At 44.4% G+C, this 24,367-nt stretch carries 30 protein-coding genes; 10 read left to right on the forward strand and 20 right to left on the reverse strand.

Features of this window, described 5'->3' with window-relative positions:
- Positions 1-228: 228 nt before the first annotated feature.
- Complete coding sequence (locus BME93_00005; protein ATZ60586.2) at positions 229-402, reverse strand: hypothetical protein; 174 nt, start codon at positions 400-402, stop codon at positions 229-231.
- Positions 384-737 carry a hypothetical protein gene (locus tag BME93_00010; GenBank protein ATZ60587.2) on the reverse strand — a complete coding sequence of 118 codons (354 nt, stop codon included), beginning with the start codon at positions 735-737 and terminating at the stop codon, positions 384-386. The genes BME93_00005 and BME93_00010 overlap by 19 nt, the downstream gene beginning before the upstream one ends.
- Before the next feature lie 201 nt (positions 738-938).
- On the opposite strand from BME93_00010, the gene psmB reads away from it, so the two are divergent.
- Together psmB and BME93_00020 are read left to right on the forward strand one after the other, a co-directional pair.
- Complete coding sequence (psmB, locus tag BME93_00015) at positions 939-1,568, forward strand: archaeal proteasome endopeptidase complex subunit beta (protein ID ATZ60588.2); 630 nt, start codon at positions 939-941, stop codon at positions 1,566-1,568.
- A 69-nt stretch (positions 1,569-1,637) separates the two neighbouring features.
- Positions 1,638-3,542: a beta-CASP ribonuclease aCPSF1 gene (locus tag BME93_00020; GenBank protein ATZ60589.2), complete on the forward strand. Its 1,905-nt coding sequence runs from the start codon at positions 1,638-1,640 to the stop codon at positions 3,540-3,542.
- A 160-nt stretch (positions 3,543-3,702) separates the two neighbouring features.
- On the opposite strand, the gene BME93_00025 is transcribed toward BME93_00020, so the two are convergent.
- The 4 genes from BME93_00025 to thsA all read right to left on the reverse strand — a co-directional run bounded on the left by BME93_00025 (position 3,703) and on the right by thsA (position 6,956).
- A complete protein-coding gene (locus BME93_00025) occupies positions 3,703-4,122 on the reverse strand; it encodes a PIN domain-containing protein (GenBank protein ID ATZ60590.2) in 420 nt (139 codons plus the stop codon).
- Complete coding sequence (locus BME93_00030; GenBank protein ID ATZ60591.2) at positions 4,119-4,370, reverse strand: hypothetical protein; 252 nt, start codon at positions 4,368-4,370, stop codon at positions 4,119-4,121. The genes BME93_00025 and BME93_00030 overlap by 4 nt, the downstream gene beginning before the upstream one ends.
- A 216-nt stretch (positions 4,371-4,586) precedes the next feature.
- Complete coding sequence (locus BME93_00035) at positions 4,587-5,231, reverse strand: endonuclease III (protein ATZ60592.2); 645 nt, start codon at positions 5,229-5,231, stop codon at positions 4,587-4,589.
- 87 nt (positions 5,232-5,318) lie between these two features.
- Positions 5,319-6,956 carry a thermosome subunit alpha gene (thsA, locus tag BME93_00040; protein WRQ72946.1) on the reverse strand — a complete coding sequence of 546 codons (1,638 nt, stop codon included), beginning with the start codon at positions 6,954-6,956 and terminating at the stop codon, positions 5,319-5,321.
- Positions 6,957-7,238: 282 nt separating this feature from the next.
- Here thsA and BME93_00045 point away from each other — a divergent pair, with 282 nt between their 5' ends.
- The 3 genes from BME93_00045 (at position 7,239) to pdxT (ending at position 10,126) form a co-directional block, all read left to right on the forward strand.
- Positions 7,239-8,594 carry a tRNA(Ile)(2)-agmatinylcytidine synthase gene (locus BME93_00045; GenBank protein ATZ60593.2) on the forward strand — a complete coding sequence of 452 codons (1,356 nt, stop codon included), beginning with the start codon at positions 7,239-7,241 and terminating at the stop codon, positions 8,592-8,594.
- Between the two features lie 73 nt (positions 8,595-8,667).
- Positions 8,668-9,564, forward strand: a complete 897-nt coding sequence (gene pdxS / locus BME93_00050; GenBank protein ID ATZ60594.1) for a pyridoxal 5'-phosphate synthase lyase subunit PdxS — start codon at positions 8,668-8,670, stop codon at positions 9,562-9,564.
- Between the two features lie 13 nt (positions 9,565-9,577).
- Entirely contained in the window at positions 9,578-10,126 is a 549-nt protein-coding gene (gene pdxT, locus BME93_00055; GenBank protein ATZ61692.1) for a pyridoxal 5'-phosphate synthase glutaminase subunit PdxT, read from the forward strand.
- Here the strand turns inward: pdxT and BME93_00060 are convergent.
- From BME93_00060 to BME93_00075, 4 genes are read right to left on the reverse strand one after another with little or no spacing between them, the layout of a single operon-like run.
- On the reverse strand, positions 10,102-10,860 hold the full coding sequence (locus BME93_00060; protein ID ATZ60595.1) for a HesA/MoeB/ThiF family protein: 759 nt from the start codon (positions 10,858-10,860) through the stop codon (positions 10,102-10,104). The two genes, pdxT and BME93_00060, sit on opposite strands and share 25 nt — an antisense overlap.
- Positions 10,857-11,177: a MoaD/ThiS family protein gene (locus tag BME93_00065; protein ID ATZ60596.1), complete on the reverse strand. Its 321-nt coding sequence runs from the start codon at positions 11,175-11,177 to the stop codon at positions 10,857-10,859. Before BME93_00065 ends, BME93_00060 begins: the two co-directional genes overlap by 4 nt.
- 11 nt (positions 11,178-11,188) lie before the next feature.
- Positions 11,189-11,899: a DNA-binding protein gene (locus BME93_00070; GenBank protein ATZ60597.1), complete on the reverse strand. Its 711-nt coding sequence runs from the start codon at positions 11,897-11,899 to the stop codon at positions 11,189-11,191.
- Positions 11,899-12,828: a replication factor A gene (locus tag BME93_00075; GenBank protein ID ATZ60598.2), complete on the reverse strand. Its 930-nt coding sequence runs from the start codon at positions 12,826-12,828 to the stop codon at positions 11,899-11,901. Before BME93_00075 ends, BME93_00070 begins: the two co-directional genes overlap by 1 nt.
- A gap of 112 nt (positions 12,829-12,940) precedes the next feature.
- On the opposite strand from BME93_00075, the gene BME93_00080 reads away from it, so the two are divergent.
- Together BME93_00080 and BME93_00085 are read left to right on the forward strand one after the other, a co-directional pair.
- The gene (locus BME93_00080) at positions 12,941-13,510 is read left to right on the forward strand and encodes a GMP synthase subunit A (protein ID ATZ60599.1); all 570 of its coding nucleotides are present in this window, start codon (positions 12,941-12,943) and stop codon (positions 13,508-13,510) included.
- 62 nt (positions 13,511-13,572) lie between these two features.
- Positions 13,573-14,703, forward strand: a complete 1,131-nt coding sequence (locus tag BME93_00085; protein ATZ60600.1) for a DUF362 domain-containing protein — start codon at positions 13,573-13,575, stop codon at positions 14,701-14,703.
- On the opposite strand, the gene BME93_00090 is transcribed toward BME93_00085, so the two are convergent.
- Positions 14,704-15,585, reverse strand: coding sequence for a DMT family transporter (locus BME93_00090; GenBank protein ID ATZ60601.1), 882 nt, complete (start codon positions 15,583-15,585; stop codon positions 14,704-14,706). It lies immediately after the preceding gene.
- An 87-nt stretch (positions 15,586-15,672) separates the two neighbouring features.
- Between BME93_00090 and BME93_00095 the strand changes: the two genes are divergently transcribed.
- Complete coding sequence (locus BME93_00095) at positions 15,673-16,272, forward strand: hypothetical protein (protein ID ATZ60602.1); 600 nt, start codon at positions 15,673-15,675, stop codon at positions 16,270-16,272.
- On the opposite strand, the gene larE is transcribed toward BME93_00095, so the two are convergent.
- The 9 genes from larE to BME93_00140 all read right to left on the reverse strand — a co-directional run bounded on the left by larE (position 16,273) and on the right by BME93_00140 (position 22,128).
- Positions 16,273-17,070 carry an ATP-dependent sacrificial sulfur transferase LarE gene (gene larE, locus BME93_00100; protein ATZ60603.1) on the reverse strand — a complete coding sequence of 266 codons (798 nt, stop codon included), beginning with the start codon at positions 17,068-17,070 and terminating at the stop codon, positions 16,273-16,275.
- Positions 17,054-17,308, reverse strand: coding sequence for a hypothetical protein (locus tag BME93_00105; GenBank protein ATZ60604.1), 255 nt, complete (start codon positions 17,306-17,308; stop codon positions 17,054-17,056). Before BME93_00105 ends, larE begins: the two co-directional genes overlap by 17 nt.
- Positions 17,295-17,924 carry a 7-cyano-7-deazaguanine synthase gene (locus tag BME93_00110; protein ATZ60605.1) on the reverse strand — a complete coding sequence of 210 codons (630 nt, stop codon included), beginning with the start codon at positions 17,922-17,924 and terminating at the stop codon, positions 17,295-17,297. Before BME93_00110 ends, BME93_00105 begins: the two co-directional genes overlap by 14 nt.
- On the reverse strand, positions 17,924-18,289 hold the full coding sequence (locus BME93_00115) for a helix-turn-helix domain-containing protein (protein ATZ60606.1): 366 nt from the start codon (positions 18,287-18,289) through the stop codon (positions 17,924-17,926). Before BME93_00115 ends, BME93_00110 begins: the two co-directional genes overlap by 1 nt.
- The gene (locus BME93_00120) at positions 18,286-18,672 is read right to left on the reverse strand and encodes a hypothetical protein (GenBank protein ID ATZ60607.1); all 387 of its coding nucleotides are present in this window, start codon (positions 18,670-18,672) and stop codon (positions 18,286-18,288) included. The genes BME93_00115 and BME93_00120 overlap by 4 nt, the downstream gene beginning before the upstream one ends.
- On the reverse strand, positions 18,669-19,328 hold the full coding sequence (locus tag BME93_00125) for an ABC transporter ATP-binding protein (protein ATZ60608.2): 660 nt from the start codon (positions 19,326-19,328) through the stop codon (positions 18,669-18,671). The genes BME93_00120 and BME93_00125 overlap by 4 nt, the downstream gene beginning before the upstream one ends.
- Positions 19,325-20,434, reverse strand: coding sequence for an ABC transporter permease (locus tag BME93_00130; GenBank protein ATZ60609.1), 1,110 nt, complete (start codon positions 20,432-20,434; stop codon positions 19,325-19,327). The genes BME93_00125 and BME93_00130 overlap by 4 nt, the downstream gene beginning before the upstream one ends.
- A gap of 85 nt (positions 20,435-20,519) precedes the next feature.
- Complete coding sequence (locus tag BME93_00135; GenBank protein ID ATZ60610.1) at positions 20,520-20,978, reverse strand: iron-sulfur cluster assembly scaffold protein; 459 nt, start codon at positions 20,976-20,978, stop codon at positions 20,520-20,522.
- A gap of 1 nt (position 20,979) precedes the next feature.
- Positions 20,980-22,128: a cysteine desulfurase family protein gene (locus BME93_00140; protein ATZ60611.1), complete on the reverse strand. Its 1,149-nt coding sequence runs from the start codon at positions 22,126-22,128 to the stop codon at positions 20,980-20,982.
- 389 nt (positions 22,129-22,517) lie between these two features.
- On the opposite strand from BME93_00140, the gene BME93_00145 reads away from it, so the two are divergent.
- Positions 22,518-22,949, forward strand: coding sequence for a threonyl-tRNA synthetase editing domain-containing protein (locus tag BME93_00145; GenBank protein ID WRQ72947.1), 432 nt, complete (start codon positions 22,518-22,520; stop codon positions 22,947-22,949).
- A gap of 2 nt (positions 22,950-22,951) precedes the next feature.
- Positions 22,952-24,352: an O-phospho-L-seryl-tRNA:Cys-tRNA synthase gene (pscS, locus tag BME93_00150; GenBank protein ID ATZ60612.2), complete on the forward strand. Its 1,401-nt coding sequence runs from the start codon at positions 22,952-22,954 to the stop codon at positions 24,350-24,352.
- Positions 24,353-24,367 lie beyond the last annotated feature (15 nt).

Consider the following 24,367-nt stretch of genomic DNA (forward strand, 5'->3'; position numbering starts at 1 on the left):
TATCGCCTAATAGCAGGTATATGGCTTCGCCTTCGGCACTCCACCCAAATTTGCTTTGTAAACTTCTTTTATCCGCAAACAGTTATACGAATACTCAAAAATAACAGTTGGTTGTATAAAATAGTAAGAGCACAGATTCAGGATGCGCCGTGTTTTAACAGGTCTACCTATTTTCCTTCTTCTTCAACACCCTTGAACTGTAGTTCAAGGTAGTTATAATTCTTTGAATTATAACACCCTCCATGTTCTCACGATCTCTGCAATAGCAGGTCTCCCCTCGACAAAGAGCTCGATCGCCCTGTGTCTGCCGGTCTGCTGAATCAGTCTGGGACTGGATATCCTTCTGCCAACACATCTTATCTTCTCGCCCTTGATCACATCATTCATTCTGGTTCTACCCATCCTTCCTGCCATAGCTCTAGTAAAGCTTCATTCACCATGCCCATATCGATTCTGAGGGCATCGCTTATATCGTCTGCAGCAATCCTTTCCTTTCCCTTTATGTAATCTTGGACATCTTTTTTAGCCTGCTCATTGCTTATGCTTCTGTACGTCGCAACCTCCAAACCATGCACGTATTCCGCATAATGCCGTATCGCATCCCGTATCGCATCAGCCTTTGAGCAACCCACTTTTTCCACGATTATATCAAGCGATTCATTTACGTCCTTCAGGTCTACAGGATAAACATAACGATGTGCTTGTTTTGTCGCAGCGCTTACTCTCATTTTCATCATGATGTATAAAGTGGTATAAACTTGTATAAAACAGTTTCGATGCAGCATCTCTAAGAATGTTTCTTAAGACTTGGGATGGCGAGTTATATAACTAGCAACCAAGGAAAAAAATTCACTGCGAGGGATGGCAAGACTTAAATACATAGATAACTAATTTGACTTTGCATAACTGACTTTCTACTTTTAATCAGAGGTATGACAATGGCTGACGGTAATCAATACAAAGGCACTACTACAGTTGGATTAACCTGTGAGAACGGCGTTGTACTAGCAAGCGAAAAACGAGCTACAATGGGCAATTTTATCGCAAGCAAAGATGCCAAGAAGATATATCAAATCGACGACAGGCTGAGTATGGCCACGGCAGGTGCAATTGGTGATGCGCAGACCCTTGTAAGAATAATCTCAGCAGAGACAAAACTCTACAAAATACGAAGAGAGGAACCGATGACGGTCGGTGCGATGGCAACCTTGCTGTCCAACATTCTGTTCACTCGAAGGTATTTTCCATATCTAGTTCATCTGATCGTGGGCGGAATAGATAAAAAAGGCCCTGGTTTATATTCATTGGATGCACTGGGCGGACAGATCGAGGAGAAAAAAGCAGTCGCTACCGGTTCAGGATCGCCAATCGCATATGGCGTCCTGGAAGATAGATACAAAGAGAACATGCCACTGCGAGATGGAGTCACCCTTGCCATACGTGCAGTATACGCGGCCATCAAGAGGGATTCCGCTTCAGGTAACGGAATCGAAGTGGTAACTATTACGCCAGAAGAGTATAAAACATTAGATTCAACGGAGATCTCCAAAATAGTCGACAAATTATAGGCATAATCGTTTTCGATTCATATTTTATATCCACTCTAGCGCTACTAGCGTCAGGAGAACAAAAGCACGATGTCAGTAGAAGAAGTTCTTGATGAGCTTAGAACAAAGACCAAAAATAGCCTACCTGCTGGTGTGACCATATCCGACCTTGATTTTGAAGGTCCAATGCTGGTGATATATACAGAGGAGCCGCGAAAATTCGCAGATAATGGTGACATAATTCGAGCACTCGCCAAGGAGCTACGTAAACGAGTCGTCGTGCGACCGGATCCCAAGGTACTTGTTGACCCAGGGGATGCTATCAAAAGTATCGAAGAAATCGTCCCGGTAGAAGCAGGGATTACCGACCACTACTTTGAGGCAGATACGGGTGAAGTCGTCATCGAGGCGCAAAAGCCAGGATTGGTAATAGGACGACATGGCGTCACACTTCGAGAAATTACGAAAAGCATTGGATGGACTCCCAAGGTAATCCGAACGCCACCAATAGAGTCCTCTATCGTGAAAAACATACGCCAGTACATGCGGTCTGAATGCGATGATAGAAAAGCCATTTTAAAACAAATCGGCAGAAAAATCCACCGTGATATAACTTACAAAGATTCGTGGGTGCGTATGACGAGTTTAGGTGGCTGTAGAGAGGTCGGAAGGAGCTCGTTCATATTATCAACGCCAGAGACGCGAGTGTTAATCGATTGTGGCGTCAACGTTGGGTCAGTGGATAATGGTACGCCATATTTATACGTGCCAGAGGCAAGCCCAATAAGCCAGTTCGATGCAGTAGTCATCACGCATGCCCATCTCGACCATGCAGGACTGGTGCCGCTATTATTCAAATATGGGTACGAAGGGCCAATATATCTAACCCCTCCTACTATAGACTTGATGTCTTTGCTACAGCTAGATTACATAGAGGTCGCCGCCAGAGAAGCGAAGAAAGCGCCATATGACTCATCTATGATACGAAAATGGTTAAAACACACCATTGCGCTGGATTATGGAGATGTGACGGACATAGCCCCTGATGTTAGATTGACGTTTCATAACGCCGGACATATACTTGGGTCTGCCATAGCACACTTCCATGTCGGAAATGGATTATACAATGTGGCGTTTACGGGCGACTTCAAATATGAATTGACCAGATTATTCGACCCAGCCGTTAACGAGTTTCCAAGACTGGAAACCATCGTGATGGAGGCAACTTACGGGGGGAGTCAAGATGGCCAACCATCCAGACGTGAAGCAGAACAAAAGCTGTATTCTATCATAAAGCAAACGATTGCCAAGGGCGGAAAAGTATTGATCCCGGCATTCGCTGTTGGGAGAAGTCAAGAGGTCATGATCGTACTGGAGGAGGCGATCAGAACAGGCCTCATCGATAAGATACCCATATACTTGGATGGCATGATCTGGGAGGCTACTGCCATTCATACAACATATCCCGAATATCTGAACAATGAACTTCGAGACCTTATTTTCCACAAAGGACTGAATCCATTCATCTCAGATTGTTTCATCCGAGTTGAGCCGGCGAATCGCCAGAAGATTCTCGAAGGAGAACCTGGAGTGGTGCTCGCAACATCTGGCATGTTGAACGGCGGACCTGTGATGGAGTATCTCAGGGCGTTTGCTTCGGACAGCAAAAACACGCTAGTATTCGTAGGTTACCAGGGGGAAGGGACCCTCGGACGACGTATCCAGAAAGGCTGGAGCGAAATTCCATTCTCGAGCGATGGCAAGACGGAGACGGTCAAGGTCAATATGCGAGTAGAGACCGTAGATGGATTTTCCGGTCACTCGGACAGGCAACAGTTGATGAGCTATATCAGGCGCATGAAGCCGCGACCGGAGCGGATTCTGACCAATCACGGCGATGAGGGCAAGTGCATAGACCTGGCAGGTTCGATATATACGAAATATGGAATAGAGACGAGAGCGCCGATGAACCTGGAGACGATACGGTTTATATGACCACGTGCGGATTGACTATTGGAATCGGCATTCTCGGTGCATTTCTGCTGAAATTCCATGTCACCTACCGCCAGCACTTCATCGAGCAGCAATATCTCCGGCTCGGTTTGAATCGCAGTTGAGAATGCTAAACGAACTACCATCCCACGTGAAAACTCCTTCATGCCTGAGGAATTTTCTGAAATCCCATTCCTACTTGAGCGAAATGGTCATCTTGCGTAAGAATATTGGTGATTCCTATCTCAGCCATGACCACCATTGAGGTCAAATCGGTAAATGATACTCTTGGCTTGTCCTGAAACTTTATTCTTAAGATTTTTGCTTTCTCAAATCGCTCTGCGGTAATACGCTCTAAACGTAGATAACCTTCTTTGATAGCAAGGTCTATTACATCCAGCTGTCTCTTAGCTTCCTTAAAGGATAACTGTCTAAAAAGAAGAGTAAATGTTTCGTCCAGGACATAATCTGTCGTGTAGCTCATACTCTTTTGTTTTTTCCATGACGAATAAAGCTCTGTATGCCTTGACTCACGCTTATTTCCCAATACAATCCACCCCCATGTGTCAATGAAGTGTTTCAATCTTCTTCACCGTAGAGTATTTCGTCTATCTTGTGAGCAAAGGGTTCAACCGATACACCCCCTATATAATATTTCAGAATGGGGTCTTTTTGGGGGTCCAATTCCATTTCTTCCTCTCCTTCTTCTCTCTTCTCTTTTGCTAAAAGATAACTTACGAAATCAAAGACCTCGGCAAGTTTATCCTCCGATAGACGTTCCACAGCTGCCTTAACTACGTCCTCCAATGTCTGCCTTTTATATTTGCCCAACTATAATTACGCCCCTTGCTAACTTGTATTTGTCTATTAGATAGTAAGGTATATAAATTTCATCGTTCTATCGTTCAGAAATTTTCGCTCCCTTTTGCACGTCATCCTCTCATTTTATGCTACTACAATGTCATCCAATCGTATTTAACAGTTATGAAACCTTATATACTGTGGCAGTTGCGTTACGCAAATTTGATCAGGCAGTTCATCATCATATTAAAATGAATCCTTAGACTCACACAAATCATCCAATGGACATTTCCCACATCTGGGAGTCCTTGCTCTACAAAATTCTCTGCCAAAGGATATCAGTGCTATATGGGCTGGGCCGATTTTATCTGGAGAAATCTGACGTTCTAAGACCTTCTTTACTTCCTCGTGGTCGACGTGAATTGGTACAAGTCCAAGCCGCTTTGTCACACGGAATATGTGCGTATCCACCGGCAGAACAGCATACCCTCCAGCAAAAAGAAGTACGCAGTCCGCAGTCTTAGGACCTATTCCATCTATATCCAGAAGTTCCTTTCGGGCTTCGTCCATGCCCTTTTGAATCACGCGATTTATATCCCCACCATATCTCGTCATGATCAACTTTGATATGTCCTTAATTCGTCTGGCTTTTATATTGTGCAATCCTGCAGGCCTTATCAAATCCGTGAGTTCATCGATGTCCGCGTTGGCAATTTCTTCTATCGTCTTGAATCTGGAAAACAGGTTTTGAAATGCGATGTCGGTATTTTTAGAATTGGTATGTTGCGACAGGACCGTCTTTATCAACGTGCGGAACGGATCATCGTCCTCCCAAATAGGATATCTATATATCTCAAGCAGTCTGTCTACGATTTTTTGTGCCTTATTCATACTCATGGAAAAAATAAAAAAGTGACAGAGGACCTGAATTCATATCGAGAATGCAGGCCCTTCATTGAGGGGGCGTTAGACACTAAGTTACATTTCCATGTCGCCCATTCCGCCCATGCCTGGTGGCATGTCTGGAGCTCCTCTTCCGCCTTTCGGAGTGCTGGCTGCAATCACATCGTCGATTCTCAGAATCATGGTGGCAGATTCGGCTGCAGATTTAACTGCATGTGTCTTGAGTCTCAATGGCTCGATGACGCCAGCTTTCTGCATGTCGATGACGTCGCCGGTGTTCACATCCAGCCCCGCAGTCTTTTTGCCCTTTTCGTGTTGAGCACGCAGTGAGACCAGCGCATCGATTGGGTCAAGACCTGCGTTTTCAGCTAACGTCCTGGGAATGATGTCCATCGTATCCGCAAATGCTTCGATAGCTAACTGTTCACGCCCACCAACCGTGGCCGCGTATCTCCTGAGTCCAAGCGCGACCTCCATCTCGGGAGATGCGCCTCCTGCCACAACTTTCTTATCTTCCATCGCAACCCCTACTACACGCAGCGCGTCATGCACAGCACGTTCGACCTCATCGACGACGTGTTCGCTTCCGCCGTGTATGATCAACGATACCGATTTCGGATTCTCGCACCCAGTGATGAACATCATATCTTCCTCTGCGATCTTCTTTTCCTCGACCAATCCAGCGCTGCCAAGATCACCCTCCTCGACATCGTCAAGGCTCGTCACTATGGACCCGCCAGTTGCACGAGCCAATTTCTCCATATCGGACTTCTTAACACGTCGTGCAGCCAAGATGCCATGCTTGGCGAGATAGTGCTGCGCCAGGTCATCGATGCCCTTCTGGCAGAATAAGACATTTGCACCAGTATCTTTGATTTTGTCTACCATGTCTTTCAGCATGCGCTCCTCTTCATTCAAGAAGGCTTGCAATTGATCTGGAGAGGTTATAGATATCTCTGCATCAACTGATGTCTTTTTGTACTCAATAGCTGCATCAGAGAGCAAGATCTTTGCATTCTCGACGCACTTGGGCATGCTTGGGTGAACTCTCTCTTTGTCGATTACCATGCCTTCAATGAGCTCAGAATCTCCGACGGTCCCTCCCACTATCTTCTCAACTTTGATATCATCTATATCAGCTACCCCGTCTTCGAGAACAGCCGTGACTGCTCTTACGCAGAGTAGTGGGAATATATCCTTTCCTAATGCCATGCCCTTTCCCGTCATCGCAGTAGCTGCGACTTTCCGAAGCATTTCTTCGTCATCTTCAGACACTGGTATCGCAATGTTGTCCAGAATATCTACTGCTTTTTGGGCTGCCATTTGATACCCTGACGTGATAATCGTCGGGTGGATATCTTGCTCTAAAAGAGCTTCTGCCCTCTTCAACAGTTCTCCTGCAAGAACGACAGTAGTAGTGGTACCATCGCCGACCTCGTCGTCTTGGGTCTTTGCGATCTCCACCATCATCTTTGCGGCTGGATGCTCGATATCCATCTCTTTCAGGATGGTTACGCCGTCATTTGTGATGACGACATCCCCCAACGAATCCACGAGCATCTTGTCCATGCCCTTTGGACCCAAAGTAGTTCTTACGGCATTTGCAACGGTCTTCGCTGCCATAATATTCATGCTCTGGGCTTCCCTGCCCTTCGTTCTCTGACTACCTTCTCTTAAAATCAATATTGGTTGACCACTTAGTTGTCCTGTCATACTATACCCTCCACTAATTGAGTTAACGAGATATAACTGTTTGTATTCCTATATAACCTTTTTGGAAATCGGTTCTGATGCTCGTTTTACTACTCAATCACCGACTTGGTTGCCAGAATTTGACACTTTCAGAACTACTGTGTAGTAAATCCAGCGTACTCTAAGATATCTAAAACCTTAGCCATGTGCAAATCTTGGTACATCATTTACTCATCCAATGCTCCTATATAATAAATACTACTATAAATAGCAGATATTTGATACGATATTCAATTTATGTCGATGTTCATCGGAATTGATGATACGGACTCAAAAATGAGAATGTGCACCACTTATCTGGCGGCAGTGTTAGTGGAACGGTTGCAGAACTATGGAGTTATAGTCGACCATCCCAAATTGATCAGGCTTAATCCGAACGTCAGGTACAAGACAAGAGGAAACGGTGCAATCGCCATTCAAATTCATGTCAACGAAGGGCAGGAGTCTCAAATTGAGGATATCGTCGTCGGTACAGTAAAAGAAATGGCAGAACTTGATGACCCAAACACAAACCCAGGGATTGTATTTTTGGATGCGGAAGTTCCCCCTGAAATCACAGAATTCTCCAGACGTGTGATACAGGATGTCGTTACCATCCCAGAGGCGATGGAACTCGCTAAAAGATATGGTAAAGTATATAGTTTCAAAAATGGGCGGGGCGTCATCGGTGCACTGGCTGCCATCGGGGCAACACTCGAGGAAGATTTTACATACGAGCTGATAGCTTATCGTCAAAAAGGGCGATACGGCACTCCACGAAATATCGACAAAGAATCTGTATTAAAAGCAGATCAGACAACATATCCGTTGACATGGGATACGGTAGACGTTTCCAACGATATAATCGTATTCGCGCCGAGCTCGTCGTGTCCTGTATTATTTGGTATCAGGGGCGACGATATCAATGCAATCCAGAATGCATTTGAAATCATCAAATCAGAGCCATTGGAGCGCCACATCCTTTTCAAAACCAATCATGGCACTGATGCACACTTAATGCACGAAAAGATTTCCTCTGTAAAAAACGAGCGCTCATATATCCTAAGTGGTGTTGTGGTCAAACAGCCACATTCGATCCGGGGGGGACATGTCTTCTTCACCGTTGCAGAAAACGGTCACAATATCGACTGTGCAGCTTACGAGCCGACAAAGGGATTCAGAGATGTGGTGCGGAGATTATGCGTTGGTGACGAAGTGGTAGTTTATGGTGCGTTGAATTTCCGAAGGAAATACAACTGTCGAAATCTCAAAGAGATTACGACTCCACCAGATGTCCCATCTGATGCATCTCACAGATGTTCCATCTGTGACATCATGAAGAACCGGACCATCAACTTAGAGAAAATAGAAATCGTATCGCTCGCCGACCAGTTCATCAAGCAAAATCCAGTATGTACATGCGGGAAAAGAATGAAATCGGCTGGCAGGCATCAAGGATATAGGTGTAAAAAGTGCGGAACGGCTGCTGATAAACCAGAGCACATCTCGATAAAAAGAGATCTTGAGATAGGGCTATATGAAGTACCTCCATCTGCAAGACGACATATTTCAAAGCCGCTGGTTCGGGTGAGGGGCAAAAAAGTTCACCCAGTCCGATAGGCTCGACAGTAGTATCGTTAGCTTTATCATTGAAGATGCCAAAAAGAAGGGCGAGTATAAAAGGAGAAAGACGATGAAATTAGAGGAACTACGACATGGCACTGAGTTGCTCAAGCGCGGTTTTGCCAAAATGCAAAAAGGCGGCGTCATCATGGATGTCACCAGTAAAGAGCAGGCAGTGATAGCGGAAAAGGCTGGCGCCGTAGCCGTGATGGCTCTCCATGCCGTACCGGCAGATATTCGAAAAGTCGGCGGAGTGGCAAGGATGGCGGACCCACTTGTCATAACGGAGATAATGGATGCGGTCACGATTCCAGTGATGGCAAAGGTGCGGATAGGACACTTTGTCGAGGCGGAGATACTCGAGGCGCTGGGCGTCGATATGGCCGATGAATCAGAGGTATTGACGCCTGCTGACGAAAAATATCACATCGACAAGAGAAAGTTCATAATCCCATTCGTATGTGGTGCACGGGACCTTGGGGAAGCCCTGCGTCGCATCGACGAAGGGGCGGCGATGATACGAACAAAGGGCGAGGCAGGAACTGGCGACGTTAAAGAGGCGGTTAGACACATGAGAGCGATCATGGGCACAATCAGGGAGTTGAAAGGCAAAAGCGATGAGGAACTGCAACGCGTTGCACGGGAAATCGAAGCACCATTTGAGCTCGTGAAAGAGACGATGAAAATGCAGCGACTGCCGGTCGTCAACTTTGCAGCTGGCGGAATTGCCACACCTGCAGATGCGGCTTTAATGATGAAATTGGGAGCGGACGGAGTTTTTGTGGGCTCGGGTATTTTCAAGGCAGAATGCCAGGAGAAAATGGCCAGGGCAATCGTGGATGCGGTGAGCAATTATGACCGTCCTGAGGTACTCGCAGAGATTTCTAAAGGACTGGGCAGTGCAATGAAGGGGATTGACACTCACACCCTGCCCGAAGGCGAAGTCCTTCAGACGCGCGGTTGGTAAGTTTGAAGCAATGATTAAAATCGGAATCATCGCACTACAGGGAGATATCGAAGAACATATAAAGGCCATGGAGCTGGCGCTATCCGAGCGCAGTGGCGAGGTTGTCGCCATTAAACACAGCGGAATCGTCCCCTCATGTGATGCCATCGTCATGCCTGGTGGTGAGAGTACGACCATGAATCTGCTGATGGAGCAGGAGGGCATCGCCTCTGAAATAAAGATTGCTGCAAAACAGGGCACGCCGATTCTCGGTACTTGTGCAGGCCTTATCCTGCTGTCAAAACTGGGGCTCATGGGCATTCGCGTGACGAGAAATACGTTTGGCCATCAGAGGGATTCGTTTGAGTTTCCGCTGAAGATCGGCGCCATAGGCGACGAGCCGTTCAATGCCGTGTTTATCAGAGCGCCAATCATCACAAAGGTTGAAAAGAACGTCGAGATACTTGCGACGTATGATGGATGCATCGTTGCAGCGAAACAGGATAAACTATTGGCACTCGCGTTCCATCCAGAATTGACTCGAGATATGAGATTACATCACTTCTTTCTGGACATGATATGACGCACATCAGCACAGACTTCGCATTTTTCGCTCTTTTTGATTTCAATGATGTCGAAGTTGTAGGATAAAAGGTCATAGGAAAGCAATTTTCCTGCCAGCACTTCACCCGCACCTGTGATGAGCTTTATGGTCTCGTTTGCCTCTAAAATGCCAAACAATCCTGCTGTGACGCCGATTATCGGAAATATTTTTTTATCTGCCATGCCGGAGAATATGCAGTTCAGGCACGGAGTCTTCGATGGAATAATCGTCGTTAGTTGTCCATAAAAGCCCTCCACTGCCGCATGTATGAGTGGTTTTCGATTTTTCACGCAGAATTCATTTAGAAGGTATCTCGTGCTGAAGTTGTCCAGACAGTCCACCATGACATCGACATCATCGAACATCGATATGTTTTGATTCGTTATCCTCTCAGTTATGGTCTCTATTTCAATGTCGGAATTCTGTGACGATAACTTTTCGGCAAAGGACTCTGCTTTGTTAGTTCTGCCAATATCTTTTTCCCAGTGGAGCATTTGTCGATTCAAATTACTCAAATCAGGAACATCACAATCTGCTATAATCAGCTTTCCTACGCCGGCGGCTACTATATATAAGGATGCTGTAGTTCCAAGACCGCCTGCACCAAGGAGTCCAACCGTGGCATTCTTCAGTTTTTCCTGCCCGCCTCTACCAATGTTGTCCAGCAGGATTTGCCTACTATACCTTTCCATGTCATTATCTGTAAGTGTCATCCTCCTCCAACCGGCGGAAATATGGCGACCGTATCGTTGTCGTCCAGTCGGGTCTTTAGCTTATCGAGGAGTTCTATACTTTTTCCATTGACCAAGATTTTGACATAATCATGGAGTTCAACGTGCGCCAGATCAGAGATCTGACGGAGTTGCAGTCTCCGAGAGACTTCAACATCCTCAAAAATGAGTTTCTCAAATTTTTTACCGTACTTGTCCACGAGCTTGCGCAAAAGCTCCGCTATGTCATGTGCCTCCATCTCCACCTCTTTTTCATTTGTCGCTTCCCTGAACGTCGCAAAAAACTTTACTTTGACCATGATATTATAACCTATATCTGGCTCATATCGATCACATCAAATCCGCCCTTGTCGGAATTCTCCTCTTCGGTTGGTTCGTCGGTCATGGACATAAGTGCCATCAGCACCATTTGCTTGTAATGCCGTCTGTCAGGCGAATAGTGTTCTACCGCTTTTTTAACGTCGGGATCTTCAGAACGTGTCAGTGAGGATAGGCGTTCCAATGTATGCCTGGCAGTCTCCATAATCCACACGTCTCTGGTCTCGGCATCGACCACGGATATGGACTCGGGGCGGATGGAAGTAATTTTACCATCGCCGGGATCATATACGTTGACCTTTCCCGCAACCGCCACGAATTGCGGCGGCTCGATTTCTCCGAGCGCCTGGGAAGCTTCTGGTTGATACTGTCCGGCATATACTGTGAAGACGCCAGTAGGGTCTGCAACGCGCGCGCGCCAAAATTCTACACCAGCCCCTATGTCCTCTTTCTCGGTCAGCGTGCCCACGACGAACACCCTATTGCATTTCGCGCCAGTTGGAGTCAATAAATAGAGCGGCGCATATTGATCATCACTCTCCTTGAATGTCAGATTGGATTCTCTGTATTCCTTGGCGAAAATCCGCTTGGCTACTTCTCTTTGTCGTAAACTTCCAGACCTTCGACTTATGGAGTGTTCCGTGTCCTCAGAGATTTGAGCATGCCGCGGTGCGAATCCCTTCGGAAATTCATCATCCTGCATTATATCGCCTCCACTTGCGCGATTAACTCCTTGACATCATCGTTCGATGCCATGGACATTTTTTGAATCTCTTCCACCAACATATAGCGACCGATTTTTGGACCCTGTACTTTGAAGTATCGCCCGATCAGTTTGTCTGCAAGCGCATCTAAAACCACTGAAGAGTCCAATGCCTCTGCCGCCATCTTCCTTGCCCGGTCCAGAGTTATGCCGGTCAATGTCTCGATAGCATCCCTGTTCAAAAGAGCGTCCTGCACGATTTTGCCATCGTCTATAATTGCTTTCACTCGCAAGTCATATTTACCCTCGACCTTTCCATGCTCGCCGCAGGAACCTTTGACAAGGGCCCGGTTACAAGATTCACACCGTTTGATCAGACCAGAACCAGACTGAATATCTATTATCACTCCCATAATCTCTTCCACAAGAGAGCCTACCTCTATCTCCTCTTCTATTCCCTGTATCTCGGTGTTCTTGTTGAAGTTCACCTGGAATCTGCCCTGCCATGAATCGGTCACCACGTTCTTGAATACATAGTTTCTATCTTCTTCAACCATGGTGCAGTTTGATTTCGCCCAATTGACGAATTTGATCGTGCCCGTGTCATCTCCTATCAGCCCGACCTGTGCTATTGATTCGCTCTCAGAGGACCATAGTTGAACTACTTTAGCCTTCAGACTGACCCATCGTCCTTCGGATTGAATATCTCTAATCTTGACAAAATCGGACTCTGACCGGACATAAAATTCATTCCTGGGTATGTCCGACTTTCTTAAATATTGGTTAACAACGCTACGCTTCGCTTCATCAACTGGAACGCGATATTCGTTGATTAAAGCGCCCAGTTTGGATTCGATCTCTTCCAGAGGGGCTTCTATGCCCATCTCAGAAAAACGAGTCTTTAGCTGTTTAGCTATTTCTTTTATCATGTTCACACCTCAAACCGCTTGTTTATCATTTTACTGAAGCATATATAAGTCATTGCTACAATAACAAATCATTACCACAATAAATAAAACTAACGATAGCAGGGTGAAAGTAATGAGCAGTCCAAGAATCCTCATCATAAACAACTACGGACAGTTCTGTCATCTGATACACAGAGCGATAAGAGACCTGGGTATCGATAACCAGCTGGTAAAAAACACATTATCCGCAGAAGAAATCTTAGAAAAGGAGCCGGACGGACTGATTCTGAGTGGTGGACCGGCCATGGGGCAAATAGGAAACTGCATGAAATACGTGCATGAGCTCGATGTGCCCATTCTTGGCATCTGCTTGGGGCATCAATTGATGGCAAAGGCATTTGGCGGTGAGGTGCGCAAAGGCAAACACGGAGGGTATGCAGAGGTATTAGTTGAAATCCTCGATGAAGATGACATACTCAAAGGACTAAGTCCGACGACGTATACCTGGGCATCCCATGCAGACGAGGTCAGCGTTCTGCCTGAAAATTTCATTCGATTGGCGCGTTCAGACATCTGCGAAAACGAAGCCATGAAACATGTAGAGCGCCCCCTATACGGCGTGCAGTGGCATCCAGAGGTGTCGCATACTGTTCATGGCATCGACCTGTTTAAGAATTTTTTAGACGTTTGCAGAAGTCGTTAGACGTCCTATATCGATTGTTTCACCAGTTAACGTTTTGTATCCCTTCTACATATTGTACCATAATGAGCGCTACTCGGGTATATTTCGTAGATTCAAGGGCGCAGGTCGGTCAGCCCGAAAAATGGTATCAGCCAAAGTTGAGCACTGTCAGCAAGCTGGAGCGTCTTTTGGAAAAAAGTGGCATTTTGGATGACATCGAAAAAGGAGACCAAGTCGCCATCAAGACGCACTTCGGCGTCCACGGAACGACAAAACCGCTGCGCTCTGTGTTCATCCGTAAGGTCGCCCAGATGGTCAGGGAAAAAGGTGGAAAGCCCTTCGTGACCGAGACCACTGGACTTGGAATGACCCGTGATAGGTGCTTCGCGGTTGGAAAAATCGAGACTGCAGAGGAAAATGGATATACTCACCAGACGCTGTCCGCACCGATCATAATCGCCGATGGATTAAAGGGCTTTGATGGCGTCGAGGTTCAAATTGATGGTCTTCAGCTCAAAAGCGTATATGTAGCAAAGCACATTGCAGAAGCGGACAAAATCATCTCCTTAGCTCATTTTAAGGGACATATGAACTCTGGATTTGGCGGGGCGCTCAAAAACATAGGCGTTGGCTGCACCACCAAGACGTCAAAATATGATGTGCATATGTATGATCCACCTGTAATCGACCAGGGACGCTGTACAAAATGTGGTGAGTGTGTTGGGATATGCCCAGTTGATGCCATAAAAGACTGGAAGGTCGACCATGAAAAATGCATCAGATGTCAGGGATGTGCTGAAGTATGTGAAGAAGATGCTATACTGGCCAAATGGACATCTTCGAAAGACCTTTCTGAGCGATTCGTTGATTGTGCCAGAGCAGTTTTAGAGTTAGTTGGAAGGGAGAACGTTAGATACGTGAACTTTCTGCTCGACATCACGCCGCACTGCGATTGCTGTCCTTTCTCAGATAATGCAATCGTCCCAGATCTGGGCATCCTTGCCTCAGAGGATATACTTGCGATAGATAAGGCATCGGTGGACATGGTAAATGAGGCCCCAATGCTCCCAAACTCAATGGCAACTCCAAAGGAGTTTCACGATGAGGACAAGTTCCACAGCATCTTTGAATGGACTCGCGCTAAATATCAATTGGAAGCGGCAGAAAAACTTCAGCTCGGCTCGATGAAATATGATATTATCAAAGTGGAATAACTACTCCATCTGCGCAATCCAGATGCCCAGCAAGACCAAAGCGCCGCATGCGATTTGATATGGGTGAATCGTCTCGGCGAGGAGCACGGACGCCTGGATGATAGCAAATACCGGTATTAGAAGTGCGAAGAAGCCCGTCTTCGATGCTTCCAGTTCTTTGAGCGCCTCGAAATATAATAATGTTCCTATCACCGTACAAATGACTGCCAACACAAGGATAGCAGACCAGGTTACCGCCGAATATAAGAAGTTGACAGGTTCCGTCAATATCGAGATTATGTTCAATAATACCGTTCCCATGAGCGTGCTGACCGTCAAAATTAGCAGGGGGCTGTTGTTCTCCAGGAGCTTCTTGCCGATGATGGCATAAATGGAATAGCATATCGCCGAGGATATGAGCATCAAATTGCCATAAAAAAGAGGAGAGCCATTGCCGATGGTTGAAAAATCTCCATTGGTCGATATGATGACGACGCCTATGGAGGAGATGAACAAACCAGACAGTTTTTTGTATCCAAGCGACTCGCGCAAAAATATCGCCGCCAGGATTAACGTGAACGCAGGGCTACTGTTTTGCAAAATGCTCGCCATGGAGGCGCTCACGTAAAGCATCCCCAAGTTCTGCAGTATATTTGGGATGGGGATACCAACGATGCCAAGCGCAAGCAATGTTACGAAATTATTCTTCGTGAATTGTTCGATTTCTCGTATTTCGAATTGGACCAGCGCAAAACCTACAAGTATCATCGTGGCAATGGAAAATCGCAACGCTGCCAGATAAATCGGCGTTACCTCTTCCAGCCCTATCTTGACGAGGACGAACGTTGCCGACCATAGCATCATGGCAATCAGAATTGTCGCGTAGGTTTTCAGCGAGTTCATGATATCACCTTAGTTCTCACTAAAGATTTATTTATTTGGACACACATGTATTATGTGAACGCAAGTAATTGAAATGGAGAGAACAAATTGAAAGAAACTATCGAGACTTATCTTGATATCTCAGGCGTATCAAAGATTGCAAGGCGATACTTCGTCATGAATTCTTTTGATGGTGTCTTGACGGTGATGGGACTCATCATAGGCGCATATATAGCTGGCATAAGAGAGCCTGAGACGATCCTGAGTACAGGCATTGCAGCGAGCATTGCATTGAGCATCTCGGGTGCTAGCAGTGCTTATATGACCGAGCAGGCGGAAAGAGCTATGGAACTCAAGCATTTAGGGAGCGCTATGCTGGTCGATCTCAACGACACGAAACATGAACAGGCATCAAAGTTTGCATCGATCTATACGGCAGCGGTTAATGGAGCAACTCCATTGATAGTAGGGTCAATCGTGTTGTTGCCATTTTTCATATCGACTTTCATCCTGCCAATAGATGAGATATTTAGGATAGGTGCGTTTGAATCATCATTGGTCATATCCTATGTCACATTGATATCGTTGAGCATCTATCTTGCAAAGATAAGCGGCGAGAATGTATGGAAGTATGGACTTCGAATGCTCTTCATTATAACGCTTACAGTGGCAGCGTGCATTGGCATAACGATGCTATTTGTATACTGATTATAAAACCTCGTCCATACTCCCGCTCCTGTATCCCTCAAGGTCGAGCGTTACATACTTAAATCCAATCGCCTTCAATTTCTTTACGATTATATCTCTCAAATCCAATGCCCTTTCCAGTTCATCTTCCAATAGCTCCACTCTCGCAATCTCTCCATGCATCCTGACCCTGACCTGTGCAAAACCCTCCTTTATTAACATCTCTTCGGCCCTTTCGACCATCAAAAGTTTATCTTTCGTGATCGCCTCACCATAAGGTATCCTCGAGGATAAACATGCAGAAGATGGTTTACCCCAAAATGATAACCCAAGTTCTTTTGACATCTCGCGAATGTCAGATTTCGTTATTCCAACATCGACAAAAGGGTGCCATATCCCGGCTTCATCACATGCTTTTATTCCGGGGCGGTGTTCATCAAAATCCGACAGATTAACGCCATCTGCTATGCATTTTATCCCCCTATCTGACGCCGCTTTCTTTAAAACCTTTGCAAATTCATTCTTACAATAATAACATCTATCTGGTGGGTTTTTAATGAAATCTTCATTCTCCAGTTCGGAGTGTTTTATTATCTCGTATCGACATCCAAGACCTTCTACGAACTCTTTTGCATGTTTCAGTTCGATTCTCGGCAGCGTTTCGGTATCCAAAATGACACAGAAGGCATCATCACCGAGTGCATCATATGCCACTTTCAGAAGAAGTCCGCTATCAACGCCCCCGGAGAATGCAACCAATACCTTTTTTTTATCGGCGATATTCTCTTTTAGCTTTTTGAGTTTATCTGAGCAGTTCATATATTTTATCCGCCGCCTCTTTTGCTTTCTCTTCCGAATCTGTTTTTATGATGAGCTTCCCAGTCCGGTGTATTGATATTTCGCACGCACCTTTAACGATCAACATGATTTTAGCATTCGCCACGATATCGTAGTCTTGTTTCAATCTTTCGGCAGATTCGTCAATGTCAAAACAAAGGTCCTTATCGGGAATTGCCTCATACGCGGCAGAGGTCTTACACGGCTTAACAAGATACAACACGAGCACTCTCCATCGATTCTTCAATCAATGATTCTATGTTAACCTTCTCCTCTTCCCTTAACACAATCTCCAATTTTGCAGCAGTCGAGGGTTTTTCTGGAACGATCGTACAACATAAACCAGGCAAAATTGAAAGGTCATAAGTACCGATCTTCCTGGCGATGTCAATGATATCGACCTTATCCATTCCGATCAAAGGCCTCATTATTGGCGTTTTAACTGCCTGATTTGTCACATAGATATTTTGTAGCGTCTGGGATGCGACTTGTCCGAGCGACTCCCCGGTGAGTATTCCATCGGCGCCCTCTCTTTCTACAATATTCGCCGCAATTCTCAACATCATCCTTCTACATAACACACATTGTAACTTCTCAATGCAGTTTCTCGCAAATGCGGCCTGATTGTCTCCATGCGGGACGACGAACGTTTTTATGCCCTTATCGAAGAGATTTTCAAGGTGTTTTACCAATTTCAATGACTTGTCAAGCTGTTTTTCATCAGTGAATGGGCGATTATCGAGATGAAGCGCAATTACTTCCACGCCCTTCTTCATCATAAGATATGTCGCAACTGGTGAGTCTATTCCGCCCGAAATTAGTGATACGAGTTTCATTATAGTGTCCTCAAACACACATCGCAGTCTTCCTGGACCACCTCCTGTCCTTTATGCAATTCGCAGAGCTCCCCGCTTATCCTGATTTGCGTACAGATTCTACAGAGTCGGGGGATCAAATCATCAAAGGCACCATCCTCGGCGATATCATTTGTCAGTCTCCTTATGGCATCTTTGGCCTCTTCTTTGAATTTCATGGTTTTTCCTCTCTTTTCCTTCACATACTGCGAAACCGCTGCCTGCGTAATCCCAAGTCTTTCAGACACTTCTTTTTGAGATAGCCCCAGCTTGAGGAGTTCCTTGGTCAATTCATACCTTATGCTTGGCAGGACATACCAGACTATTAGTTCACAGGGCGATTTCATCTCACAATCACGTCTCCGACCTTTACCACAATTACCTGTGGTCGTGGAGCTTGATAAAAAGTGCCTCTTACTTCCACGATTTTTCCAATGCTTGGTGGTATCGGCTTTTCCCACGCCTCCCCTATCATTTCCACAAACATAACGCCAGTACCATCATTTATATTAAACTTGCATCCCCTGCTGCATTGATTGATTATCGTCCCTTTAATCGCAACCTCTACCCCATCGTATTTCTCCCTGTTTTCAAGCAAATCACGAATGGATATCAACTCAACTGTTCTATCGTCTCCTGTAGGGGCTGTTTCATCGTCTATGCATCCGCTGACTAACATTATCGCCATAACCATTAAAACAATTAAGATATGGCTTAATTTGGTTTTCATATTATCATCCCATCAAACAATTTTATCTTTTTTCTAGCTGTGTTTGCTATCTTTTCATCATGCGTTATTATGACCATGGCAACTCCCTTTTCTTTATTTAACTCCGTTAACAAATTCAATATTTTATTGCCAGATGCAGAATCTAAATTTCCTGTCGGCTCGTCAGCAAGTATTAATTCAGGATTATTTGCCAATGCCCTGGCAATTGCAACTCTCTGCTGCTCACCACCAGACAGTCCCGAAGGATAGTTATCCAGCTTATCTGCCAGTCCAACCAACCCCAACAACCTAACTGCCTTTTCCTTCCTGTTATTGTCCCTGCTAAATTCCAAGGGCAACATGACATTTTGCAATGCGCTCATGCTGTCATTCAAATAATACTGTTGAAAAACAAAGCCTACCCTATCCCGCCTTACCATAGTCAATTCATCGTCACTAAGTCTTTCTGCATGCTTTCCATCGATCAAGACAGCCCCTTTTGTAGGCTTATCCAAAAAACCCAATATGTGTAAGAGCGTGGACTTCCCAGAGCCCGAAGGACCGACAATGGAAGTAAAATCACCCTTCTCGATTTTCAAATTAATATTTCTCAGTGCCCAAAACTCGTTCTCCCCTCCTTCATACGATTTTGATACATTTATGAGTTCTATCATCATAACTCCTTCAATGCGTTAATTGGTGTTGTTTTTGCAGCACTCATCGCCGGATATATTCCTGAAATAGTACCCACGCCACATGCCACGATCAAACATATCAGCACATATTGTGGTGAGAAATATGGGCTATACTCGATACCTAAAATACCTGCTATGGGAAAAAGGTTCATAAAGACATAACCCATCAAAACTCCAAATATTCCTGCAACCACCGAAAGAAACAGTGATTCAAACATAAACAATTTGAATATATCTTTTTTAGTTGCACCTATAGCCCTAAACAGCCCGATATCCTTTTTTCGCTCATACGCTGCCATCATCATGGTATTTACTGTGGTGAACATTCCTGTCACGATTGCTATCCCTGTAATCAGCAGCAGATTTGCTTTTATCATGGCAAACAAACTCATGAGTGTATCAAAGACCTCTGACGGAGGAACAGCTTGCATGTTTCCTAACCTGCCAAGCACTTCTCTTGTTTCAGGCGCCCTTCCAACGTCCTCTGTTATTACGAGTATTGCGCTTAAACTCCCCTCTAGGTCAAAGATTTCTTGGGCAACATCCAGCGGCACGAATATAAAAGTGTCATCCCTCCCACCCGTTTCATCCAAAATTTTGATTATTTTTATGTTTAATTCGTTAAATCCTCTCAGATAGATGGTCTGCCCCTGGGCAAGATTCAGGTCACCAGCTACATCACTCCCAACCACGGCGCCGTTAAACTCTTCAATGTCCCATTGCTTTAATTCATTTATTTCTTCTGTAGTGCCGTATATGGATACTAAATTGTCGGCGACCGTGGCCTTCCCGACAACCACCGGCACAGCAAGTTTCACGTTATCCTCTCCCTTTATATGGGAGAGCTTCTCCTCCGGAATATATTCCATTGTATCTACGCCTTGCATCAGAGCGATGATGAGCATATGAGGACAGCCCTCCGGGAGGAGAATGATATGAGCACCCAGGCCCGCTATTTCTCGTTCCAATGTCAGTTCAATTCCGGCACTGATAGACAACAGTGCAAACAAAGTGGCAACACCAATAGAAATCCCAACTATTGTTAACAAGGTTCTTGCTTTCCTTTTCCTTAGATTAGCATATATCATCCACCACACGATACCGCCCCCACAAATTTAGATACACGATACACGGCACTTCACCCTTTTTCAACCTTTTTATTTCCTGAATCAATTATGCTTTTTTTTCTGTCGTTTCCAATTCTTTTCCAATCCTTTCATGAGTTTTAACTAACTCTCTAGATATTGGCAAATCGTTCTTAGATAGATAATCATAAACAGCCTCACTTAAAGCGTCTGCAGCAAGGACGGAACAATGAATTTTAATCGGCGGCAGACCGCCCAAAGCATTAGCTACATCCTGCTTTGTTATCTTTAGTGCTCCTTCCAAAGTTTCTCCTTTAGCAAGTTCTGTTATCATAGAAGAAGTAGCAATAGCAGCTGCACAACCCAGTGTTTTAAATTTGATATCTTTGAGTATCACTTCTTCTTTTTTATTTTTTTCTACCTTAATAAAAATCCACATTATATCGCCACAAATAAAATTCCCGGCTTTTCCTATTCCATCTGCATTCTTTATTTCCCCCATATTTTTTGGGTGCATAAACTGCTTCATGACTTCTTCAGTGTACATTTTAATCACCAAATGGACTAATTTTTCTTAAATTCTTAATTTCTTCTCTTAATGTATTTATCGTGTATTCCATTTCCTCCTCCGTATTCCCTTTTCCAACAGTAATCCTTAAGCTACTGTGAGCATCTTCCGGTGTTAAACCAATGGACAACAGAACATGAGATGGTCCTAAGGTGTGGGAGGAGCAGGCACTACCAGTAGAGCATGCAATACCTCTTGCATCTAAACGCAAAACCAGAGATTCACCTTCTATATATTTGAAAGAAAAATTAGCATTGTTACAAAGTCTCATAGTTGGATGGCCATTTAATTTTGTATTGGGGATCTCTTCTAACACACCCTTAATCAATACATCTCTAAGTTTTGCCATACGTTGAATATCATGCTCTTTAGCGATTTCAACTGCTTTTGCAAATCCCACTATCCCGGGAACATTTTCCGTTCCTGATCTTATATCTTTTTCATGTCCTCCGCCATGTTGCCATGTTTCGATTTTAACGCCTTCTTTTATATACAAAGCACCAACGCCCATGGGGCCATAAATTTTATGGGAGTTTATCGTAACCAAATCCAAATTTCGTTTTTTTACGTCTAAAGGAACTTTTGTAAATGATTGGCAGGCATCAGTATGAAAGTGAACATCATGCTCTTTACAAATTTTCCCAATTTTTTCGATTGGTTCTATCGTTCCAACCTCGTTATTAGCATGTATAACCGAAACAAGAATTGTATCCTTTCTTATCGCCTTTTCTAAATCTTCAAGCCTGACAAACCCATACTGATCAACCGGCAGACGTGTGACTTCGAAACCCTGCTTCTCCAGCCACTTACATGAATTTAATATACATTCATGTTCTATTCGTGAAGTGATTATATGTTTTCCTTTGTTTCTGTTAGCAAATGCAACCCCTTTTAATGCTAAATTATTTGACTCTGTACCGCCAGATGTAAAGACTATTTCTTTGGAATCGGCGTTGATTTTTTTAGCAATGATTTCTCTCGAATTCTCCAAAGCCACTTTTGCTTCTTGTCCAAATTGGTGGATAGATGATGCGTTTCCAAACTTTTTTGTGAAATGATTGAGCATTGCCTCTACTACCACAGGGTCAACCGATGTTGTAGCAGCATGATCTAAGTATATCCGTTTCATTTATATTCTCCATCTCCGCCCAATATATACTTTACAACCATTCAGTTTCGCGTCGTGAGCCCTATTTTGATGTTTCTCTCACTTCTCGATTCCATCAATAATTTTGGTTCTTTGAGTTAAATTAGACTTATCTACTATAAATCATGGCAAGCCCCCTTCTACCTCCTTCTTATTATGGGCAGGACATGCCAGACTATTAATTCACAAGAAACTTTCATTTTACCACCGTAACGTTTTAATACTTTTAACTCTTATACTTAACAATTGTTAAGTCATACATTTAAATTTAACTGTGTTATGCTGGGATGGCAGAGTGGCTATGCAACTGACTGCAGACCAGTTTAGGCCGGTTCGACTCCGGCTCCCAGCTTTATTAGAAAAGGAGATGCATGAGACTTCAATTCAAGCACTGTGATTATATAAAATGGAAAGTAAAGAAAAAAGCGAAGTCCTCAATAATTGAAGAACTGGGCAGCAACAACGAGGGCTATGTTGACGAGGCTTTAGTCGTTTTCATGGCTTCTGAAGGGCTTGATCAGAAAAATCCTCAAGAGGTGAGCCAGAAGGCAGTGGAATCGATAGGAGACGTTGCGAACCAAATTAAAATCAAAAGGGTCGTTTTATTTCCATATGTCCATCTGTTTCCAGAATCTTTGCCTCCTGCAGAGTTTGCATTTGATTGTATAAAACAAATAGGATATATCCTGGAAAGAGAGGGATATGAAGCTTGGAGGGTGCCATTCGGTTGGTATAAAATGCATGAATTGAGATGCAAAGGTCACCCATTATCTGAACTTTCAAAAACCATAAGATGTGATTGAAAATGAGTATCAAAACCCAAAAAATTTTTGAAGCAGAATTTTTGTTAGAAGATATGAGAGAAATCATTAGAAAAACCAGTCCTCACAGCGCATTCTCAAAAGACGACAAAATACAATTTAATGAAAAATTAAAAAAACTTAGTGAAATAGTAGAAGAATTAAGAACGAATAAGTATACTGAATTAAAGATTAAATACATCACAAATGGAATAGAATTAAGGACGAGAGAAGAAGATTTTATAAACATTCATCCAATTCAAGCAGCTGGAAGATTAACACTTGAAGCAAGAAAAGCATTAATTTCCTATGGTGATGGTTATTCTACCTGCGACTGGTGCCGAAAACCATTTAGGTTAGATAAAATCCATAGGCCGCCAATAGATGAATTTCACAGTGAACTAGCTGAGTTTGTAGGAATGGATCAAGCAAGAGTAGTCCCGGGAGCAAGACGTGGCTTTCAAGCAGTTGTATCATCGCTCATTGAGAAAGGCGATAGCGTGCTTCTTTCAGCCATATCACATTACACCGAGTTTTTGGCGGTAGAAGACAGCGGTGGGACCGTTAAAGAGATACCCCTAAACGAGAAAAACATAGTTACCGCAGATGCTACTGTTCAGAAGATAGAAGACGTGAAAAAGAACACGAAAAAGCTGCCAAAATTAATAATGCTCGATCACTTTGACTATATGTTCGGAAATGAACATGATGTCTATGGTATTGCAAAGGTAGCCAATGAATACGATATTCCATTTTTATACAACGGAGCATATACCGTTGGGATAATGCCAGTCGATGGGAAGAAGATAGGCGCCGATTTTGTAGTTGGTTCCGGACATAAGAGCATGGCGTCAGTAGCTCCTTCCGGCGTCCTCGCCACAACCGATGAATGGGCATCCAAAGTGTTTAGAACAACTCAGATGGTGGGGGACATCACTGGTAGAAAGTTTGGAATCAAAGAAGTAGAGATGTTGGGTTGCACACTGATGGGCGGCACATTGATTTCAATGATGGCATCTTTTCCAAAAGTAGTGGAAAGGACAAAACACTGGGATGATGAGGTGAAGAAGTCGAACCAATTCCTCGATGAGTTTTTGGCAGTAGAAGGGAGCAAGGTCATAAGCGAATATCCAAGAAAACACACACTCACAAAGGTCAATACCACCGAAAGTTTCGACAAAATAGCAAAAACGCATAAGAGACGGGGCTTCTTCCTTAGCGACGAGCTGAGAAAAAGAGGTATCGTTGGCGAGTTTGCCGGCTCCACACGGACCTGGAAGTTGAACACCTATGGACGCACATGGGACCAGATAAAGTATCTTGGACATGCGTTCATCGACATCGCTGAGAAATATGACGTGCCAGTGAAAGCAAATAAGCAAGGGCAGTATAGCGGCGATGTGTGATGAAATTAGACAAGT

It is taken from the genome of Methanosarcinales archaeon Met12 (assembly GCA_002813105.2).
Classification (GTDB): domain Archaea; phylum Halobacteriota; class UBA148; order UBA148; family JAJOKI01; genus JAJOKI01.

Bases quoted from the DNA above. Each gene is read 5' to 3' on its own strand.
- BME93_00130 (ATZ60609.1), bottom strand. From the start codon at position 20,434: ATGATATATGCTAATCTAAGGAAAAGGAAAGCAAGAACCTTGTTAACA.
- BME93_00135 (ATZ60610.1), bottom strand. From the start codon at position 20,978: ATGTACACTGAAGAAGTCATGAAGCAGTTTATGCACCCAAAAAATATG.
- BME93_00070 (ATZ60597.1), bottom strand. From the start codon at position 11,899: ATGCAGGATGATGAATTTCCGAAGGGATTCGCACCGCGGCATGCTCAA.
- BME93_00075 (ATZ60598.2), bottom strand. From the start codon at position 12,828: ATGATAAAAGAAATAGCTAAACAGCTAAAGACTCGTTTTTCTGAGATG.
- BME93_00010 (ATZ60587.2), bottom strand. From the start codon at position 737: ATGATGAAAATGAGAGTAAGCGCTGCGACAAAACAAGCACATCGTTAT.
- pdxS (ATZ60594.1), top strand. From the start codon at position 8,668: ATGAAATTAGAGGAACTACGACATGGCACTGAGTTGCTCAAGCGCGGT.
- BME93_00115 (ATZ60606.1), bottom strand. From the start codon at position 18,289: ATGAAATCGCCCTGTGAACTAATAGTCTGGTATGTCCTGCCAAGCATA.
- pscS (ATZ60612.2), top strand. From the start codon at position 22,952: ATGAGTATCAAAACCCAAAAAATTTTTGAAGCAGAATTTTTGTTAGAA.
- BME93_00065 (ATZ60596.1), bottom strand. From the start codon at position 11,177: ATGGTCAAAGTAAAGTTTTTTGCGACGTTCAGGGAAGCGACAAATGAA.
- BME93_00145 (WRQ72947.1), top strand. From the start codon at position 22,518: ATGAGACTTCAATTCAAGCACTGTGATTATATAAAATGGAAAGTAAAG.
- BME93_00120 (ATZ60607.1), bottom strand. From the start codon at position 18,672: ATGAAAACCAAATTAAGCCATATCTTAATTGTTTTAATGGTTATGGCG.
- BME93_00110 (ATZ60605.1), bottom strand. From the start codon at position 17,924: ATGAAACTCGTATCACTAATTTCGGGCGGAATAGACTCACCAGTTGCG.
- BME93_00035 (ATZ60592.2), bottom strand. From the start codon at position 5,231: ATGAATAAGGCACAAAAAATCGTAGACAGACTGCTTGAGATATATAGA.
- BME93_00140 (ATZ60611.1), bottom strand. From the start codon at position 22,128: ATGAAACGGATATACTTAGATCATGCTGCTACAACATCGGTTGACCCT.
- BME93_00080 (ATZ60599.1), top strand. From the start codon at position 12,941: ATGAGCAGTCCAAGAATCCTCATCATAAACAACTACGGACAGTTCTGT.
- BME93_00060 (ATZ60595.1), bottom strand. From the start codon at position 10,860: ATGACACTTACAGATAATGACATGGAAAGGTATAGTAGGCAAATCCTG.
- BME93_00020 (ATZ60589.2), top strand. From the start codon at position 1,638: ATGTCAGTAGAAGAAGTTCTTGATGAGCTTAGAACAAAGACCAAAAAT.
- psmB (ATZ60588.2), top strand. From the start codon at position 939: ATGGCTGACGGTAATCAATACAAAGGCACTACTACAGTTGGATTAACC.
- BME93_00005 (ATZ60586.2), bottom strand. From the start codon at position 402: ATGGGTAGAACCAGAATGAATGATGTGATCAAGGGCGAGAAGATAAGA.
- BME93_00090 (ATZ60601.1), bottom strand. From the start codon at position 15,585: ATGAACTCGCTGAAAACCTACGCGACAATTCTGATTGCCATGATGCTA.
- larE (ATZ60603.1), bottom strand. From the start codon at position 17,070: ATGAACTGCTCAGATAAACTCAAAAAGCTAAAAGAGAATATCGCCGAT.
- BME93_00085 (ATZ60600.1), top strand. From the start codon at position 13,573: ATGAGCGCTACTCGGGTATATTTCGTAGATTCAAGGGCGCAGGTCGGT.
- thsA (WRQ72946.1), bottom strand. From the start codon at position 6,956: ATGACAGGACAACTAAGTGGTCAACCAATATTGATTTTAAGAGAAGGT.
- BME93_00045 (ATZ60593.2), top strand. From the start codon at position 7,239: ATGTTCATCGGAATTGATGATACGGACTCAAAAATGAGAATGTGCACC.
- BME93_00125 (ATZ60608.2), bottom strand. From the start codon at position 19,328: ATGATGATAGAACTCATAAATGTATCAAAATCGTATGAAGGAGGGGAG.